We start from the raw sequence: 18235 nt of genomic DNA, 5'->3' as shown, positions 1-18235 counted from the left end.
TTTTTTGTGTTGAGAACACACAAAAATACCAGCCGGAGCATTTGACCCGCGCTACAGTCAGCGCTATGCGTCCAGTCGGCTGTCAGGACAGGGGACAACAGTTGTGGAAGCAGTCAAGCGGTTTGAGATCGTAAACTCCTACAAAGATATTAGCCCGTTGTTCCAGGATCTGTTGAGCGACTGTTCGGCCTTGGGGTTCGAGTTTGCTGCCTTTGGCGGTATCGAGGGCGAAGAGACCGTGATGAAAGAGACAGGCTGTCCCCTCATCGCGGGATCCTATCCACGGGAATGGGTGCAGAGGTATGTGGAAAGAGCCTATCATGAAATTGATCCCGTAGTTTATCTGGCTCCGGCCAGCGATACCACCATGGACTGGAAAGCCGTCAGCACACTGAATACCGATTTCTTCAACGAGGCATCGACTTTTGGCTTACGTGCTGGTCTGACAATTCCCATCCATGTCTCCCAGCGTCTCTATGTTGTGAGTTTTGCAACAGCTAGGGACACATTGATCGAGGCAGATACCCGATCAACCCTTGAGCGCATGGCCTTCCGTTTTCTGCAGGACTACATGCATGCTGATCAACATGCAGCGAAGCGGGACAGAGAGCAGGAAAAAAACACAAAAATACTAGAGATGGCCCTGTCTGGATTCTCAAGTGGTGATATCGCCTATGCTTTGGGAATGACCGAACATCAAGTCTCAAGACACCTTCAGAACGCAGTCAAACGACACCGTGCTCCGGCATTGATACAAGAATCTGATCGCAAGAGCGCAGGCCTTATAACGATCTTTACTTGAATATTAACCTGCGGAGCATGAGAGTCTGACGACAAGCGCAACGCCGCAAGAATGGTCCCATCTTCCAGGCAAAAGCGTGACTTCTTGCAGCGTTGCCTAAGCCGGACGCAGTGTCTGCATAACAAAATTACAGATCTATCAAGCCAAGAGACAACGCCTTGCCACATGCGTGCAGCGTTGTTTGACATCGTAGCTTTTCCCTAGCATCCCGCAAGTGCCAGGAAATGCCATGCACAGTCATACCAAGAGAGGCTGCCATGGCCTCGTTGGAAAATCCGGCAAGGGACATATGTAAAATTTTCAGCGTGTTCTCGTGCAAATCAATGGACACAGGAACCGGCGGAGATTTTTTGACATACTCCTGCACAAAACCAAATGACAATCCTGCCAGAGCAGACCGGACAGGCTTGGTTACCTCTTCTTTCCGCGCCGTTGCAAAACTCAGAAGGTAGACCCTTCGGGGCAAACGGACAGGCACCGAGAGACCGGTACACAAACCAAAGGAACGAGCTTCGTCAAAAAAGTCTGGCGCCAGACGACGCAGCTTGCTCCAGATCATGACCGTGGATCCAAACGGAGCCAAACGCACAGTCGGATCGAGCTTATGGTACGAGCAATCAATATACCTCCGCTGCCATTCCACTGGAAGCGATGACAAAACAAAGGGGTAGCCAAGCGCGAAGGAGGCGGCGTCATCACCGGCAACACCAAGAAAGGCAACATGCTCGAACCCCAAGCCTGATGCCTCAGAACAAATGCTTTCAAATAATTCTTTCGTGCTTTTGCAGTCTACTAGACTCTTCACATCTTCAACCACCGAAACAATCCCCTGACAAGGGTGTGGAAAAACTTGCAATTTTTATTACTACATGATGGTGTAGTAACACATCCCTGCACTGTAACAGCAGCATCGTATCAACCGAAACAAACCTTTTCCATCGAAGTTTTGGCTGCATGCATGTCTCGCTCGCCTGTCAGCAGGAAAACAGAAAAACATATTTGGTACCATGAGCAAGAGACCTGATTATACCCAATGATAACGTGCCCGCCCATCTACAGACAGCCGGCACCTGTCTGTACACAACCTTCCTTTTTCGTCTGCTTGTATCGAAGCCGGATCCGCGCCCCGCGTCTTTGCCGTCGGGGCAGCGGTATGCTGTGCAATTGACGATGCTGTGACGTTTGAACACGGAAGGTGTGCCAAGGAAAAGACCATGAGCAACCATAATACTGAACAACCGTTCTACGCACAGGGACGCTGTGTCTACCGTAGTACGCTCTGCCGGTACGACACCGACGGGCGCCTTCTGGCCATGACCTTCGGGAACCCGGTCTGCACGCTGTCGGGTCATGAAAACGAAGCCATCGCACAAACCATCGCCGATGCCCTGAACCGCTACACAACCTCACAACCATAGGTACTATGACACCACACTTCACGTTAAACAACAACGATAGGACATTAAACAATGAAAACGTCAATGAGAACCGAGAATTCCTATGGGTACGGCGAAGGTCAACCAAACCCGGTTGATATACACGTTGGCGCCAGGGTCCGTTTTTGCCGCACCGTACAGCGCATCAGCCAGACTACTCTGGCCGATGCGCTGGGGTTGACCTTTCAGCAAATCCAGAAATACGAGCGGGGAACAAACCGTATCAGCGCATCCCGCCTGTGGGATATCAGTCAGGCGCTGGGAGTCCCGGTAACCTATTTCTTTGATGATCTACCCGATGCGATGTCCCGTGAAGAGGCACACCAGCAAGAATCCGTACCTGAATTAACCCGCGAGCTTGTATCTCTTCTGGTTGCATTCAACAAGATCAACAAAAAGTCTGTCCGTCGTCAGATTTTTGATCTGACGCGTACGCTGGCTGACACACACCATGAAGCAGAAAAAAAGCGCATAGAGTATTCTATGAAACAACGCATCATGCAGGGTAAAATACAGCGGATCTCCATATCGTGCAGAAAAGGCAACAAGACTTTGCGTGCGCCTGTTTCTCGGGTAAAACCGGCATTTGGTCATCCTGACCCCTGACCTCTTCATCAACGAGGTGTCTGTGCAAGCCCTGCTTTCCGGTATACGGCCTTGGGTTATTCTAGCCCTGCTGTGTTGCGCCCTGTATCTGCCCGGCATGGCAATGCTTCCGGTCATGGACCGTGATGAGGCTCGTTTTGTGCAGGCCACGCGGCAAATGGCCGAAAGCAACGACTACATTGTTGTTCGATTCCAGGACGAGCTACGGGCCAAGAAGCCTGTCGGGATTTATTGGTTACAAGCTGCTGCCGTCAGTCTGTTCAGCCATCCCGCCGATACCGCAGTGTGGCCGTATCGCGTTCCATCGTTCCTTGCTGCACTGGCCACAGTACTTCTGGTATTCCGATTCGGCAGCACCTTATTTGACCGACGCACTGGCTTTGTCGGCGCCTTGGTCATGGCAAGCTCTTTGCTCCTGTTCAGCGAAAGCCACCTGGCCAAAACGGATGCCGTCCTTCTTGCCCTGACCACCGCCGTCATGGGTGGGATGGGAATGGTTTACATGCAGTCCTGTGGCGGGAAAGCAGCTCCGTCATGGGTCTCTCCGGCTCTATGGCTTGCAATGGGTGCAGCCATTCTGGTCAAGGGACCGGTCACGCCCATGATTGCCATCCTGGCGGTCATAAGCTTGTGTCTGGCAGATCGCAAGGCATCATGGCTGCACGGTCTACGCCCCGTGATGGGAGTGGTGCTCAGCATCGCCATGGTCGCCCCGTGGATGGCAGCCGTCTCTGCGGAAACGGAAGGCGCTTTCATAACACGAGCCATACAAGAAGACCTGATTCCCAAACTGCTCGGCGGGCAGGAAAGCCACGGTGCCCCGCCCGGCTATTACCTGCTTCTGGTCGGGGTAACGCTTTGGCCCGGGTCCCTGTTTCTGTGGCCTGCGGTGTGGCGTTCGTGGAAAGAGCGTGCCCTGCCCGGGCTGCGTTTCCTCCTCGCCTGGACTATCCCTGCGTGGTTGGTCCTGGAGATGATTCCAACCAAGCTGCCTCACTATACGCTGCCGCTGTACCCACCTCTGGCCTTGATGATTGCAACAACTGTTCTGGCCGTTCGCGACTCAACGCGCGCCGATTTATCGCGGCTTTCCCCCATGCTGTGGTACGGAGTCTGGAGTCTGGTCGGACTCGGACTGGCTGGAGCAGCTATTGCCCTGCCCATATACCTCCAGGGTGAGTTGTTCTTATGGTCACTCCTGCCTGCTGTTGCGTTGGGTGGGGTTATGCTATTGGTGTGGCGTAGTATCGTGCGCCAGCACTTTTTGCCTGCGCTTGTTTTTGCCATGGCGGGAGCTGCCGTGGCCTTCCCGATGATCATCGGAACTCTCTTGCCCAGCCTGAAAAGCCTGTGGGTCAGCCAAGAAATTGCCTCTGCCGTTGATCGTTATGCACCGGGCAAACGCCTTGCTGCAGCTGGCTATCATGAACCAAGCCTTGTCTTCCTGTGCGGAACTGAAACCCTGTTGCAGGATGCGGCGGGCGCAGCCCAATCCCTTATACAGGGAAAAGCAGGCGCCGCTGCTATAGAGGAAAGAGAGCTTCCCGCTTTTCTGTCTATGGCATCCCGTCAGCCCGATATACAGGAAGCAACTACCATCAGCGGCCTGAATTACTCACGCGGGAAGCCTGTTGTGCTTCATATCTTTATTAAAGGGAAAATACCGGAATGAAAGGTCATGGTCCCGCACGTTCATGGCTGGCGTGGGTCCGCAACATGCCGTGCACAACCGCACTGCTTGGCGCCTTCATCCTGTCCCTGCTTTTGCAGTGGACAATTGACCGCCCTCTAGCCTTCTTTATGCGTGACATGCGGGATACACCCATGGGGCACTTTTTTTCCTTTGTAACGGAAATTGGGCTCGGGTGGCCTTGGTATATCGGGTTCCTTCTGGCGGTCCTGATTTGTCTGTCGGCATCGAAGCTGGCCTTGACCATGGACCGGTATGATGTATGGCGGGCCCGGACACGCCGCTTCATTTTTGCACTGACTGCCCTGGTGGCATCAGGGCTGGCCGTAACCGTCCTCAAGCAGCTTTTTGGCCGCTATCGCCCGAAGATGCTGTTTGCCGAGGATCTGTATGGTTTTGCGCCGTTTTCAGGGCACACGTCTTTCCCCTCCGGTCATGCGCAGGTGATTTTTGCATCCATGGCTGCCCTGTGGTTCCTGTTCCCACGCTGGCGGCTTGTATGGGGGGCAACAGCGTGCCTGGTCGGTTTCTCACGTGTCGTAGTGACCGCTCACTATCTTTCCGACATTGTCATGGGGGGAACCTTGGCAATCGTCATAACCGTAGGCGTACACCGCTGGTTCGAACAGAATAGAACAACGTCTCTGACAGTGCGCTGATTCAGCAAGCCAGAAAAACCGTATAGACACTGGAACAAGAGAGAAGACTGTGCTACGTCCTCCCCTGTACACACATAATTTATAGGGGTTTGTGATGAAGGTCGGAATCATCGGCGCCGGGATGGTCGGCAGCGCAGCGGCCTATGCCCTTGTGATGCGGGGGGATGCCAGTGAAATCGTGCTGGTGGATCACAATGCACGGATGGCCGAAGCCCAGGCCCAGGACATTCTTCATGCAACGCCCTTTGCCCACGCCGCACGCGTGCGGGCGGGAAGCTGGTCAGACCTGGCTGGTGCCGGTGTTGTCATCATTACCGCCGGCGTGACCCAGAAACCAACCGAAACACGGTTGGAACTTCTGGAACGCAACACAGCCGTCTTTGCCGATATTATTCCAGCAATCCTGAATGTCGTCCCCGATCCGGTACTCTTGATTGCCACAAATCCGGTTGATGTCATGACCGAGGTGGCATGGCGCCTGTCCGGACTTCCCCGTGACCGGGTCATTGGATCAGGTACAATTCTTGACAGTGCCCGTTTCCGTGCGCTGCTGGGGGAGCATCTGGGGATCTGCTCGCGCTCCATCCATGCATGGGTTCTGGGGGAGCACGGTGACTCAGAAGTCCTGTGCTGGTCATCCGCATCGGCAGGCAGTGTGCCACTGGCTGATGTCGCGCAACAGGTCGGGCGCCCGCTGAGCAAGGATGTCCGTCAACGCATTGATGCCGGCGTACGGCGTGCTGCGTACCGGATTATTGAAGGCAAGGGAGCAACGTGGTTTGGCATCGGTGGCGGGCTTGCACGTATCATCCAGGCCATCCGCGCTGACGAGGATGCCATCCTGACGGTATCCCGCGTCGAGGACAGCGTGGAAGGCATCGGACCCGTGGCCCTTTCCCTGCCCCGGCTTGTCGGCGCCAAGGGTATTGCCGGCACCCTGATGCCAAAACTGGATGACGTGGAACGGGCGGAATTGCGGAATTCCGCTGCCGTACTTGTCCAAGCTTCGGGACGCACACCCTGAAGACGTGACAAGCGCCATAACATCGTGAAATATCGGCTCTATGGAAGAAGAGCGTACATCATCCGGATTGCTTGGTTGGCTCGCCGCGTTTGTTTTGACAGCGGTAGTGGCCGGTCTGGCTGTATTCTTTATCGATCTGGGACCCAAGAAAGAGGAACCGGCGATTCCGTCCATGGTCTCGGCCTTGTCACCGCCGCCGCCACCGCCCGAGGCAACATCGGCCAATGCAGAACCTGAAACACAGGCCGCAGAACAACCCGCCGAGATGAAGGACCAAAAACCGGCCAAGTCGGAGAAAGCCTCACCGCCAAAAGATGCCAAGGCGGCACACGGCACGGCAACCATGTCAGCCCCGCCCCAGCCGGCAGATGCACATCAAGGAACAGCGCCCGTTCCTGATGTGATATCCGGTGTTGCGGGACTGGACGATGCTGTTGGTCTGCCAACAGAATCAGAGGTAGCGGTATCCCTTCTCGAGAAATCAACATTCTGCCGCAAGGGTCGCATTGCTCACCGGGCTCCAAGCCTGTTCGGCACGCGCGGGTTTGCCATCACATACGGGACAAATACGTTTGCAAACGGCGGCGATCCATTTCCCCGTCTGGAAATCTTTGTCAACGAAACCAACGGGCAACGCTTTGCCTCCGTGCTCAGCCTGACGGCAGATCCGGTTCCGGGTTTCCCGAACAATCAGGAAACAGCCATGCCATGGGATGATGGTGCCCTGCGCAGCGTTATCGCCCGATGGGTGGAAGGAGCATCAGACGGGGTATGCCCTGTGAAGGGGCAAACAGATGGGTCCTAACCTGTGGCGCGATCCATAGCGCAGGCAACGCAAGAAGAGAGACGAACACAAATGCCCCTTCAGGACAAGGAAACATCCAGTAAAGATATTTGCGTTCTGTTTGTATGCACAGGGAACATCTGCCGTTCACCAACAGCCGAGGGGGTTTTCCGCACACTGGTGGAACGAGAAGGGCTGAGCCAGTATATCCGGACAGACTCAGCGGGAACAACAGCAGCCCATGTCGGTGAATATACCGATGCACGATCCCGCGAAACAGCGGCTCAACGTGGCGTTGATCTGTCAACAATACGGTCACGCAAGGTCAAGCCTGACGATTTCCGGGCTTTTGACCTGATCATTGCCATGGATCGCAGCCACGAGAAAATGCTCCATACGATCAGACCCAGGGACGTGGGGCCGGATAAGATACGGCGGCTTCTGGAATTTGCCCGCAATCGGTCACTTGATGATGTTCCCGATCCCTACTACGGCGGGCCGGACGGTTTTGAAAAAGTGTTCGAGATGATAGAAGACGGCTGCAGCGGGTTGCTTGAGTACATCCGGCAACGCCTTGCGAAAACAGGCATTCCAACCTCATGACAGAGGCTGCATTCCCCAGCCTGCCCCCCTTTGTACGTGCCATCGCCACCCGGTACGGGCGGGTTGTACGGGTTCAGGGAGATACGCCTCTTGGGGTAGGCTGGTCTACCGAAGAGGTTCAGCACCGGCGGTTTGATGTCCTCCTCTCCCTTCTGGATCCCGCCGCCCCGGATATCCCCGTCTCCGTCAGCGATCTGGGGTGCGGGTGGGGTGCCCTGTGGGACAGGATCAAGGATCACAAGACACCACCTGTTGCCCGCTATGTCGGCTACGATATCTCAACAGAAATGATAACCCTCGCCCGGCAGCGTACGGGCCACGATACGCGGGCACATTTTGTTCTTGCGAGGGGAAACACAGAAAGCGTTGACTATGGATTTGTGTCCGGAACCTTTAATTTTCATGACAATACGCCCCCCCAGGTCTGGGAAGACTATGTAAGGAACACCCTGGACCGCTTTTCTAAAACATGCAAAAAAGGGCTTGCCTTCAATCTTCTGCACCACAGGGCAAGAACAAAGCGCCCGATGTTCTACGCAGATCCAGCCCTATGGTTGGACAGAGCACACACATGGATCAAGGACAGAGGGGGACAAGGATCAGTACGGCTGGAAGAAGACTACCTGCCCGATGACTTCACGATCCTGGTTCATTTTGATACCAAAACAGATCCGGAACATATTCAGGTATAAAAGTCTCAGCCGTGATCTGGAAGCCCCATCAGGCTGCGGGCAAAATCAGTCGCAGAAAACGGTCGCAGATCCTCTGCTGTCTCTCCAACCCCGATGTAGTGCACCGGCAACCCATATGTTGCCGCCAAGGACACCACAACGCCGCCCTTGGCTGTTCCGTCCAGCTTGGTCAGGACAAGCCCGCTGACATCCACCATCCGGCGGAACGCTTCAACCTGCTGATGGGCATTCTGGCCAACCGTTGCATCCAGAACCAGAAGCGTGCTGTGTGGGGCCTGTGAGTCAATACGGGACAGGACACGGCGAATTTTTGCCAGCTCCTCCATCAAGCCAACCTTGTTATGCAAACGGCCTGCCGTATCAACCAAAAGCACGTCATCCTGACGAGCGCGCGCTTCCTGCAGGGCATCAAAAACAAGACCAGCAGCGTCAGCACCGGAATCGCGGGCCACAACAGGACAGCCTGTACGCTCTCCCCACACCTTCAGCTGTTCCACGGCCGCAGCCCGGAAGGTATCGCCTGCCGCCAGGGTCACAGACAAACCCTGATCCCGGAACTGACGGGCCAACTTTCCAATTGTGGTCGTCTTCCCGGCTCCGTTGACCCCGGCAACCAAGATCACAAAAGGCCGACACGCAGAATCCGGAACCAAGGGAACAGCAACGGGTTCAAGGATGCGGATCATTTCACCGGCCAGAACGGAACGGACCTCTTCCGATGTCACATCCTTGCCAAATCGTTCCCGTGCCAAAACCTCAGTCAGGCGGGTCGCTGTAGCAACGCCGATATCAGAGGTAATCAACAAATCCTGCAAGTCCTCCAGAGCCTGATCATCCAGACGCCGGCGCAGGAAAAGATCCCCAATTCCAGAAGAAAGACGCTCCGAAGAACGGGACAACCCGTCACGCAGCCTCTGCAACCAGCCCTTTCCGGACGGAACCGGAGACACAGGATCATCAGCAGGAACAGCCGGTGCTTCCGTATCGGTTGGCTGAGAGGGCTGGACAGACGCCTGATCAGCCTCGACGCTCTGATCAAGCTCCGAGGAAGACACCTTGCTGTCACCGCGACCCAAAAGCCGCCCAAACCAGCTTTTGCGCTGCACCGACACGTCATGTTCACTCATCAGACAACCGTTCCTTCAAGACCAACCCCGAACGAAGACATAATCCGGACCGCATGGATAACCCCGGGCTGGACCGGCGTTGCAACACGCACCTGCGCATACTCGGCCGAATGACCACTTGTTTCGGTTTCGAAAAGAACCGAGAGGGTGCGCCCCACCTGCTTCTCCAGGAAGGACGACAGAGCAAAGGCTCCCACTTCACGAAGGCGGGATGCACGGGCGCGGATCACATCACCGGGCACAGCCGGCATCCTTGCAGCAGGTGTCCCCGGACGAACAGAATAGGGGAAAACGTGCAGATAGGTCAGCCCTGCCTCTTCCACCAAACGCAGGGTGTTGTCGAACATGGGCTCTGTTTCGGTCGGGAAGCCCGCGATCAGATCAGCTCCGAACACGACATCCGGTCGCCGGCTACGCAGCAGCGCGCATACATCCAGCACATCCTGACGAAGATGCCGGCGCTTCATCCGCTTCAGGATCATGTCATCACCAGCCTGAACTGACAGATGAACATGGGGCAGCAAGCGAGGCTCGGAGCCAAAGAGATCAACCAGGTCAGGATCGATCTCGACAGGATCAAGGGATGTCAGACGCAGACGCGGCAGATCCGGCACCAGCTGAAGCAAGCGACGCACCATCTGCCCAAGGGGCGGCTTGCCCGGCAAATCCTGACCATAGGCAGTGATATCCACACCGGTCAGCACGACCTCCCGGTATCCCTTGTCAACAAGCTGCTGCACCTGCTCGACAATAGGGCCAAGGGCAACCGAACGATTGGGGCCACGGGCAAAGGGGATAATGCAGAACGTACAACGATGATCACAGCCCTGCTGAACCTGGATGAAGGCACGGTCACGCCCTTCAAATCCCCCCAGAAGATGACCGGCGGTTTCCCTCACCGTCATGATGTCATCAACCAGAACCGGCTGGTTAGCACCAAAGCGCCAATTCTCCGCCTTCAATTTTTCTGCATTCCCCAGAACGCGGTCAACCTCGGGCATCTTGGCAAAGCTGTCGGGATCCAGCTGGGCGGCACAACCCGTCACCACAATCCGGGCCCCGGGGTTCTCCCGGCGCAGCCTGCGAATGGCCTGCCGGGCCTGGCGCTCCGCCTCCCGCGTGACGGCACAGGTATTGACGATAACGGTATTGCCAAGCCCTGCAGCGCGCGCATGCTCGCGCATCACCTCGGACTCATAGGTATTCATCCGGCACCCGAACGTTACAAGGTGCGGCTCATCCTGTACATCAACAGCACGGGATACATCAACGGCAAGGGATTCTGTCATCTTGTAAAGGCCTCATCAAGAAGACCGGTATACACGGAAGCAACCGGCCCGCCCATCAGAACGTGGCCATCGGATTCACGCCACTCAATGGTTAATTCCCCCCCATCGCAAACAACACGGGCCCGGCGGTCGGCAAGCCCCCGCCGCACAGCGGCCACCAGCACAGCACAAGCCCCTGATCCACATGCAGGCGTCAGGCCGGCGCCACGTTCCCAAACCCTCATCTTCAGATGATCACGGGAGCAGACCTCGACAATTTCAACATTGGTACGATCCGGGAACAGCGGATAGCTCTCGATGCGTGGCCCCAGAACAGCAAGGGGCACATCATCAAGACGGGAGACAAAGAAAACAGCGTGGGGATTTCCCATCGACACCAGGGATGGCCGGGAAAGATCGCCGACGGACAGGGCAACCTCCAGCGTGTCAACCGCCTCGGATACAGGAATAGACTGCCAGTCCAGGGATGGGGCTCCCATATCGACAACAACACCGCCCATGGATACGTCACGAAAAGCCTCCAGCAATCCGGCATGGGTCTGGATCCGGATGGCGGATAAATCAGACTTGTCCCCCAGAAGCAGGCTTGCAACACACCGTGTAGCATTACCACAAGCCCCGGCTTCGGACCCATCCGGATTGAAAATACGCATAAAAACAGCCGCCGACTGATGCTGCGGAGGCTCCAGAACCACAAGCTGGTCAAACCCCACACCACACCGACGGTCACCAAGGCGGGCAATCATGCCAGGGGCAAGAGCCACCGGATTCTTTCGGGCATCAATGACAACAAAGTCATTCCCCAGACCATGCATCTTTCGGAACGGAAGCGCCCCGGTCATCGCGTACCCTCACTCTTTGCCCAAGCTCGCGGACTATGCCCCGCCTTCCCCAAAAACGGAAGCGCCCGCTTGAATACAGCGGGCGCACCAGATCAAAAAAACAGCAGGATAGAACCAATCAGGCTGCCAAAAGAAGCTTTTCCAGCTTGGCCGCCGCTGCATCGGTTTCAATCTGTTCCAGAGCAGCAAGTTCGCAGGAAAGCCGCTCCAGCGCCTGTTCATAGATCTGGCGCTCGGAGTACGACTGCTCCGGCTGGTTGGCATTCCGGTACAGATCACGCACAACCTCGGCAATCGCAACCGGATCACCCGAATTGATCTTCTGCTCGTACTCCTGAGCCCGACGACTCCACATCGCACGCCGAATCCGGGCACGCCCGGTCAACGTGGTCAAAGCTGTATCCATGGTTTTACGGGTTGAAAGACGCCGCAAACCCGATGCCTTGGCTTTCGCAAGCGGAACCCGAAGAATCATCCGGTCACGCTCGAAGCTGATGACAAACAGCTCCAGCTCTTGACCACCAATAACCCGCTTCTCGATTTCCAGAACCTTGCCCACGCCATGGGCAGGGTACACGACGTAATCACCAGCAGCAAAGGTCAGGCTGGACATTCTTGTTCTCTCTTTCTCAAATACAAACGTTCAAAACCAGCCGCATGACCAGTGCTTGAAGTCGCTTCCCAAAAACAGACGGGGCCCGGAAAAACCACACCCACCCGGCTTCCACCAAAAGCGGAGAAAGCCGTCAATCATGGCCGTCAAAAGCCCAAAACCAGAAGAACCCGGAACATTCCGGGCCAAGAACGTAAAATTCAAAGGCGAGAAACAAAGACCCGGCCACAACCCGGGCTAACAACAGCGTTTATACCACGAACGGCCCTGCAACGTCAGACGAAAATACAATAGATTCTGTAGGGGAATAATACGACCCAACATAAATCCATATAAATCAATGGCTTTCAATTATGCATAGGTGGCATGCATCCAACGCAGAGGCAGGCCGATGCGCAAGAAAGAGGGGGATATTCATCCCCCCGGCTTCAAGCTGACCATATCTTTCTTTCCCGGCTTGTTCTGCCACTGATCCGCGTCAGGCAGAGGATCTTTCTTTCGGGTAAGGTTAGGCCAGAGCTTGGACTGCTCCCGGTTGAACTCAGCCCACTCGGCTGCTCTTGGTTCAGAATCAGGGAAAATAGCTTCAGCCGGACATTCCGGTTCGCAAACGCCACAGTCTATGCATTCGTCCGGATTGATAACCAGAATATTCTCACCCTCGTAAAAACAATCAACAGGGCACACCTCCACACAGTCGGTGTACTTACACTTTACACAGTTTTCAGTAACAACGTACGTCATCTGCGGCTTTATCTCCGCTTTGTGGACAATCAACTCCCGGCTACAAGAACAGGCCGGGAAGACTACGCGCCCCTGACCCTTGCGGCCCGGGACAATTGCAGGAAAACCCGCGCTACAATTTCAACCTCTGGCATGCCGGTCCTTTTGCAGTTCATCTCTGCCTCTAACAAAAGGTCCAAGGCACGGACAGTTCGAGTCGGCGACCACCGGGCGAGCTGGGCGAGAAAACGTGCCCTCAGCTTCCAGAACACAGGTGGCTTCAACAAGCCCAAAGCCCGGTCGCGGTCATATCCAGAAGCCAAAGCCCCACCAACCAGATGCAGGCGCTGGAAATGACGCACGGCAGCCCGTAACAAGGATACTCCCACAACGCCCTCCCCCGAAAGCCGGTCCAGGAGACGTTGCGAGCCTGCAATATCTCCATCGGCCACAGCAAACAGAAAATCATCAATGGCCAAGGCCGAAGCGTCACCAATGCAGGCCAGAACATCATCTGCCTGTATTATCGTACCACCACCGGCACCAACATACAGGATCAGCTTCTCAAGCTCCTGCCGGGTCACCGAGCGATCGCCACCCAAACAAGCCAGAAGGCAGGCCATGGCATCGCGGGATACCTCGAAACCCGAACGCACAATATGCGACCGTATCACAGCCTCCAGTGCAGCTCCTTCATCCAGATAGCAAGGCACGGCAGCAGCCAGTGCATGGGACTCGCAGAAGCGGCGCAGGGATGACTTGGCATCGCAGACACCAGCCTGAAGAACGACAAGGGAATCTCCCCTCCAGTCTTCTACCAGATCAGCCAATCCCCTGGACAGTGAATCACCGGCATCACGTATACGGATAACACGCCGCCCCCCGGTCAATGAAAGGGCAGAGATCTCCTCACCCAACCGGGCAAGGTCTTTTGCAACACCCGAACAGGATAACTCGGAAACCCGGAAGGGATCACCCGGATCACCAGCGACAGACGCCACCAGTGTCTGGGCACGCTCGCGCACCAACCCTTCATCCGGACCATAGAGCAAGACTATCCGGACACACGAGTCAGGCCGCTGGCAGAAGGCATCCGCACGCTCTGCGCTGATTTTCACGGCATCTGGTCCCGCTCGCCGGAAACCCCGGAAGAGAAGTACACGGCCAAAGACCGCGCAATATCATCGGCCAGTTGCTCCATGGCCCGTGTCCTGGCATCGCGCTCGGACACCACAGCAGCATAGTTCTCGGGCAACAGATTCCAGGCTACCAGCGCCTGGGAATGGCCCCGCCACAGAACTTTTGACTTTCCCGTCCGGTCTTCCGGGGCAGCCTGATCTTGGCCTACCCCGGGAATCTCGACCAGCACAGCCTTCGCAACAGTACGAAGAGACGCCCGGGTACCAAATCCTCCCTTTTGGAAGGCCTGATCCGCACGACTTTCTGTTACCGTGACGTCAAGCTTGTAACGCTTACGAACAGAACCGCCCGCACGTTCCAGCTTCCGCTCCAAGGCATTGCGCAGAATCTGCCCGCTCCGGTCATTGATAATACCAACATCCACAGCGGCCAACTGCCTGGCTACTCCCGCATCCTGGGTCTCACCCGCCGAATACAAGGGCGAAAAGCCACAACCAGCCAGCAACAGCGTACAGGCCAGAACACCCGCCCGCACCGCTTTGGTTCGATCAGGCCACCACATTGACAATCTTGCCCGGAACAATGATAACCCTCCGCACAGGATGCCCGGCAATCTGGGCCTGAACCGTGTCCAGTGCCAGGGCTATAGACTGGATTTCTTCCTCGGAGGCCGAACGGGCAACTTCAATCGTGCCCCGCAACTTGCCCCGAACCTGCACCGCCATGGTTACCGTCTCATCTTCCAGGAGCGCTGGATCAAAAACAGGCCATGACGTTTCAGCCAGTATGGCAGTATGCCCGAACTCTTCCCAAAGTTCCTCAGCAATATGAGGGGTCATCGGCGCCAGCAAGCGTACAGCCGTCTGCACGGCAAACCGGAAAGCGGCACAGGCCTGGCCATCCGCCTTGTCTAAAGCGGCAGCAGCATTGACCAGCTCACGGACACGAGCAACCGCTGTATTGAAGCGCAGCCGTTCAAGATCTTCAGTGACTTGGGCTATCGTCTTGTGCGTAAAACGTACCAGAGCCCCGGCAGCGGATGTATCAATGGGAAGGGCAGGGACCGCGTCCACAGCCATAGCTTCTCCAGCCATGCGCCATAGCCGGTTGACAAAGCGCCAGGCTCCTTCGATACCGGCATCACTCCAGTCAAAATCCCGTTCTGGCGGACAATCCGAGAGCATGAACAAACGGGCAGCATCCGCCCCATAAGCTTCAAGAATGCTGTCCGGATCAACACCGTTCTTCTTTGACTTGGACATCTTTTCGGACCGACCGACCACAACGGGCTTGCCATCGGCCACACACATCCAAGACCCATTCGGCGCCTTGTCTATCTCACCCTTCTCAAGCCAACGGCCATCAGAGGATCGGTAGGTCTCCATGCAAACCATGCCTTGGGTAAACAAGCCGTCAAAGGGTTCATCAAGATCCAGATACCCACAAGCCTTAAGGGCCCGGGTAAAGAAACGGGCATACAGAAGGTGGAGCACAGCATGCTCCACACCACCGATATACTGGTCAACCGGCAACCAGTAACGGACCAGCTCGCGGGCAAAGGCTTCCGTGCTGTTCTTGGGATCACAGAAACGGGCAAAATACCAAGATGATTCGAAGAACGTATCGAAGGTATCCGTTTCCCTCTGCGCGGCCGTTCCGCATGAAGGGCAGGCGACATGCTTCCATGTCGGGTGGTGTTCCAGTGGATTGCCGGGCTTGTCAAAAGAAACGTCATCGGGCAAACGCACCGGAAGATCAGCATCAGGCACCGGTACGGCACCACACGCCGGACAATGGATCACCGGTATCGGGCAGCCCCAGTACCGCTGACGCGAGACACCCCAGTCGCGAAGACGATACTGGATGGTCCCTTCGCCGGCTCCCGATTCTTCAAGCCGCGCAATGACAGCTCTGCGGGCAGCAGCTGTATCCAGGCCATCCAGAAACGATGAATTGACCATAACCCCGTCACCGGTCCATGCCTCGGATACTTGGTCCTGACGCGCGATAAAGGCAACAGCATCACCATCGGCGGGGGCTACAACAGTCCGAACCGACAGGCCATACTTGCGGGCAAAATCCATATCGCGCTGATCATGGGCCGGGCAGCCGAATACAGCACCAGTGCCATAATCCATCAGCACGAAGTTGGCCACATACAACGGGATGCTCAATGACGGATCAAGGGGATGCACAACGCATAACCCTGTATCGAAGCCCTTCTTCTCGGCTGTCTCAACAGCTTCCTCCGACGTTCCCAAGCGATCACATTCAGCAATGAATGCTTTCAGGTCCGCATTGCTTTCAGCCAAAGATGTCGTGAAAGGATGATGCGCAGAAAGAGCGACAAAAGAGGCCCCGAACAGAGTATCCGGACGGGTTGTGAAAACATCAATCACATCATCCCGGCCCTGTACGGCCCAACGCACTCGCGCGCCCTCGGACCGCCCGATCCAGTTTGCCTGCATGGTGCGGACCTTGTCCGGCCAGCGGTCCAGCGTTTTCAGGCTGTCCAGAAGTTCGTCGGCAAAATGGGTGATTTTCAGAAACCACTGGCTGAGCTTGCGCCGCTCCACAAGGGCACCGGTACGCCAGCCCCGACCGTCCACCACCTGCTCGTTGGCCAACACCGTATTATCCACCGGATCCCAGTTGACCCAAGATTCCTTGCGATAGGCCAGACCAGCCTTCAAGAAATCCAGGAACATCTTCTGTTCATGGCGGTAGTAATCCGGCGAGCAGGTCGCGAATTCGCGCTGCCAGTCCACAGAAAGACCCATTGGCTTCATCTGGGCGCGCATGGCGTCAATGTTCTGCATGGTCCAGGCACCGGGATGCGCACCACGCTCGATAGCCGCGTTTTCTGCAGGCAAACCAAAGGCATCCCACCCCATGGGATGAAGCACATTGTATCCCCGCGCCCGCTTGAAGCGGCTGACAACATCGCCAAGGGTATAATTCCGGACGTGCCCCATGTGGATACGCCCCGAAGGGTAGGGAAACATTTCCAGGACGTAGTACTTCGGGCGCGACGGGTCCGGGCGGGCTTCAAAACAACGCCGGTCTTTCCAGCGTTTCTGCCACTTCTGTTCCGTTTCCTTGATATTATAGCGATCCGGACGTGTCATACCTATCAGCCTTGCAGTATTTCTGTCCTGCATACCGCCGGGCAAAGCAGAACACTACAGCCGGGGAAACAGGAAAAACGGAAAACGGGGAGGGCAACGCCGCACCACGACGACCGGCCCATCCCCCGTTCAACAGGCAAAAACAAAAAGATCTCAGGAACCAGCCGCGCTGCGCAGCTGGCGGGCCCGGGTCAGGACCGCATTCTCGAATTCGGTCGTCACAGCGGGGGCAACAGCGGCATCAACCCACTGCCCGGAACGCCCACGCTCCTGACGGAAGACCGAAACCTTCAGGCCATCAGAGCGAAGTGCACGCCCAAGAATGTAGACATTGACCTTGAAACGCTCATTCGGCGTTTCCGGAGGCGTGTACCAGTCTGTGATGATGACACCACCAAACGGATCCGCCGAAGACAGGGGCATGAATGAAACCGTGTCCAGAGACGCACGCCACAGGAATGCGTTGACGGCAACACCGGCACCACCGGCATCTTCATCCTTGGACTTTCCGCCCAGCAAGTTGATGCCACCCTTGCCAAAGATGGTGTCGCGCTCTTCCTCGCCACGGCCCCAGCTGCCATCGGCACGCTTTTCATAGGGGCGGCTGTCAACAGCGGTTCCCTGACAGGCGGTCAAGGTCAATGCAGCAAACGCAACCAGCCCGGCGCGGAGCACCGTGGCCATGGACTGCCGGCCACGGCAGGCGCGAACGGAAGAACCGGTAAGGATGTTATCGATACGTTTCATAGCGATCCGTAAACTCTTGCTGTCGGGTCAGGGCCCGGGCCACAGGGCCGCAGACGGTGATACCCGCCCTTATACCAGTCCTTGCAAGAAAGGGGGAACGGAAAAACTGTCTGCACGGACAGAACTTCACGATCAAGGCTTCACAGCGCCCATCCTGTTCATATTGCGGGGGCGACAGAAAGCGTTGCACAAAGGCCACAGTGTGGGTAAATAAGCACAATTTCGCGTGCAATATGTTGACGCAACACGGCATGGATGTATTGATAATCCCACCTTCGGGGGAAGGTTTCCGTCCTGCGCCCTGCTTTCGTTTGGGCTGCCACCCGAAAA

The 18235-nt window shown here is 56.2% G+C and carries 19 protein-coding genes; 9 read left to right on the top strand and 10 right to left on the bottom strand.

The genetic code is table 11. From position 1 onward, the window contains the following. The first annotated feature begins 103 nt into the window (after window positions 1–103). Window positions 104–802, top strand: a complete 699-nt coding sequence (locus HEQ61_RS08855) for a helix-turn-helix transcriptional regulator (protein ID WP_168020823.1) — start codon at window positions 104–106, stop codon at window positions 800–802. A gap of 127 nt (window positions 803–929) precedes the next feature. Here the strand turns inward: HEQ61_RS08855 and HEQ61_RS08850 are convergent, their stop codons facing one another. After that, window positions 930–1607 carry a helix-turn-helix transcriptional regulator gene (locus HEQ61_RS08850; RefSeq protein WP_322099237.1) on the bottom strand — a complete coding sequence of 226 codons (678 nt, stop codon included), beginning with the start codon at window positions 1605–1607 and terminating at the stop codon, window positions 930–932. Between the two features lie 409 nt (window positions 1608–2016). Between HEQ61_RS08850 and HEQ61_RS08845 the strand changes: the two genes are divergently transcribed. The 8 genes from HEQ61_RS08845 (at window position 2017) to HEQ61_RS08810 (ending at window position 8296) form a co-directional block, all read left to right on the top strand. Then, window positions 2017–2220 carry a hypothetical protein gene (locus HEQ61_RS08845; RefSeq protein WP_168020821.1) on the top strand — a complete coding sequence of 68 codons (204 nt, stop codon included), beginning with the start codon at window positions 2017–2019 and terminating at the stop codon, window positions 2218–2220. A 63-nt stretch (window positions 2221–2283) separates the two neighbouring features. Next, complete coding sequence (locus HEQ61_RS08840) at window positions 2284–2844, top strand: helix-turn-helix domain-containing protein (protein WP_245183219.1); 561 nt, start codon at window positions 2284–2286, stop codon at window positions 2842–2844. Beyond that, the gene (locus tag HEQ61_RS08835; RefSeq protein ID WP_245183218.1) at window positions 2825–4516 is read left to right on the top strand and encodes an ArnT family glycosyltransferase; all 1692 of its coding nucleotides are present in this window, start codon (window positions 2825–2827) and stop codon (window positions 4514–4516) included. Before HEQ61_RS08840 ends, HEQ61_RS08835 begins: the two co-directional genes overlap by 20 nt. Then, window positions 4513–5193 (top strand): phosphatase PAP2 family protein, encoded by a 681-nt coding sequence (locus HEQ61_RS08830; RefSeq protein WP_168020819.1) that lies wholly within the window; start codon window positions 4513–4515, stop codon window positions 5191–5193. Before HEQ61_RS08835 ends, HEQ61_RS08830 begins: the two co-directional genes overlap by 4 nt. A 94-nt stretch (window positions 5194–5287) precedes the next feature. Continuing rightward, the gene (locus HEQ61_RS08825) at window positions 5288–6217 is read left to right on the top strand and encodes an L-lactate dehydrogenase (protein WP_168020818.1); all 930 of its coding nucleotides are present in this window, start codon (window positions 5288–5290) and stop codon (window positions 6215–6217) included. Between the two features lie 40 nt (window positions 6218–6257). Beyond that, window positions 6258–7022, top strand: a complete 765-nt coding sequence (locus HEQ61_RS08820; RefSeq protein ID WP_168020817.1) for a hypothetical protein — start codon at window positions 6258–6260, stop codon at window positions 7020–7022. 3 nt (window positions 7023–7025) lie between these two features. Beyond that, the gene (locus HEQ61_RS08815) at window positions 7026–7604 is read left to right on the top strand and encodes a low molecular weight protein-tyrosine-phosphatase (RefSeq protein ID WP_322099231.1); all 579 of its coding nucleotides are present in this window, start codon (window positions 7026–7028) and stop codon (window positions 7602–7604) included. Continuing rightward, entirely contained in the window at window positions 7601–8296 is a 696-nt protein-coding gene (locus tag HEQ61_RS08810; protein WP_168020816.1) for a class I SAM-dependent methyltransferase, read from the top strand. The genes HEQ61_RS08815 and HEQ61_RS08810 overlap by 4 nt, the downstream gene beginning before the upstream one ends. Before the next feature lie 5 nt (window positions 8297–8301). Here the strand turns inward: HEQ61_RS08810 and ftsY are convergent, their stop codons facing one another. From ftsY to HEQ61_RS08765, 9 genes are all read right to left on the bottom strand, one after another. Next, entirely contained in the window at window positions 8302–9423 is a 1122-nt protein-coding gene (gene ftsY, locus HEQ61_RS08805) for a signal recognition particle-docking protein FtsY (protein ID WP_168020815.1), read from the bottom strand. After that, window positions 9423–10712 (bottom strand): tRNA (N(6)-L-threonylcarbamoyladenosine(37)-C(2))-methylthiotransferase MtaB, encoded by a 1290-nt coding sequence (gene mtaB, locus HEQ61_RS08800; protein WP_168020814.1) that lies wholly within the window; start codon window positions 10710–10712, stop codon window positions 9423–9425. The genes ftsY and mtaB overlap by 1 nt, the downstream gene beginning before the upstream one ends. Next, window positions 10709–11554 carry a diaminopimelate epimerase gene (gene dapF / locus HEQ61_RS08795; protein ID WP_168020813.1) on the bottom strand — a complete coding sequence of 282 codons (846 nt, stop codon included), beginning with the start codon at window positions 11552–11554 and terminating at the stop codon, window positions 10709–10711. Before dapF ends, mtaB begins: the two co-directional genes overlap by 4 nt. A 118-nt stretch (window positions 11555–11672) precedes the next feature. After that, window positions 11673–12167, bottom strand: coding sequence for a CarD family transcriptional regulator (locus HEQ61_RS08790; protein WP_168020812.1), 495 nt, complete (start codon window positions 12165–12167; stop codon window positions 11673–11675). Window positions 12168–12581: 414 nt separating this feature from the next. Beyond that, a complete protein-coding gene (gene fdxA / locus HEQ61_RS08785) occupies window positions 12582–12911 on the bottom strand; it encodes a ferredoxin FdxA (protein ID WP_066136481.1) in 330 nt (109 codons plus the stop codon). A 62-nt stretch (window positions 12912–12973) separates the two neighbouring features. Beyond that, window positions 12974–14008, bottom strand: a complete 1035-nt coding sequence (holA, locus tag HEQ61_RS08780; protein ID WP_168020810.1) for a DNA polymerase III subunit delta — start codon at window positions 14006–14008, stop codon at window positions 12974–12976. After that, window positions 14005–14592, bottom strand: coding sequence for an LPS assembly lipoprotein LptE (gene lptE / locus HEQ61_RS08775; RefSeq protein ID WP_168020808.1), 588 nt, complete (start codon window positions 14590–14592; stop codon window positions 14005–14007). Before lptE ends, holA begins: the two co-directional genes overlap by 4 nt. Continuing rightward, the gene (gene leuS, locus HEQ61_RS08770) at window positions 14579–17158 is read right to left on the bottom strand and encodes a leucine--tRNA ligase (RefSeq protein WP_168020806.1); all 2580 of its coding nucleotides are present in this window, start codon (window positions 17156–17158) and stop codon (window positions 14579–14581) included. Before leuS ends, lptE begins: the two co-directional genes overlap by 14 nt. 153 nt (window positions 17159–17311) lie before the next feature. Next, complete coding sequence (locus HEQ61_RS08765; RefSeq protein ID WP_245183217.1) at window positions 17312–17905, bottom strand: DUF3576 domain-containing protein; 594 nt, start codon at window positions 17903–17905, stop codon at window positions 17312–17314. Window positions 17906–18235: the final 330 nt, after the last annotated feature.

This window comes from Haematospirillum sp. H4485, from assembly GCF_012102745.1.
In the GTDB taxonomy this organism is placed as follows: Bacteria; Pseudomonadota; Alphaproteobacteria; order Rhodospirillales; family Rhodospirillaceae; genus Haematospirillum.
The sequence above is the reverse complement of the archived record's forward strand: the minus strand, read 5'-3'. Positions and strand labels throughout refer to the sequence as shown.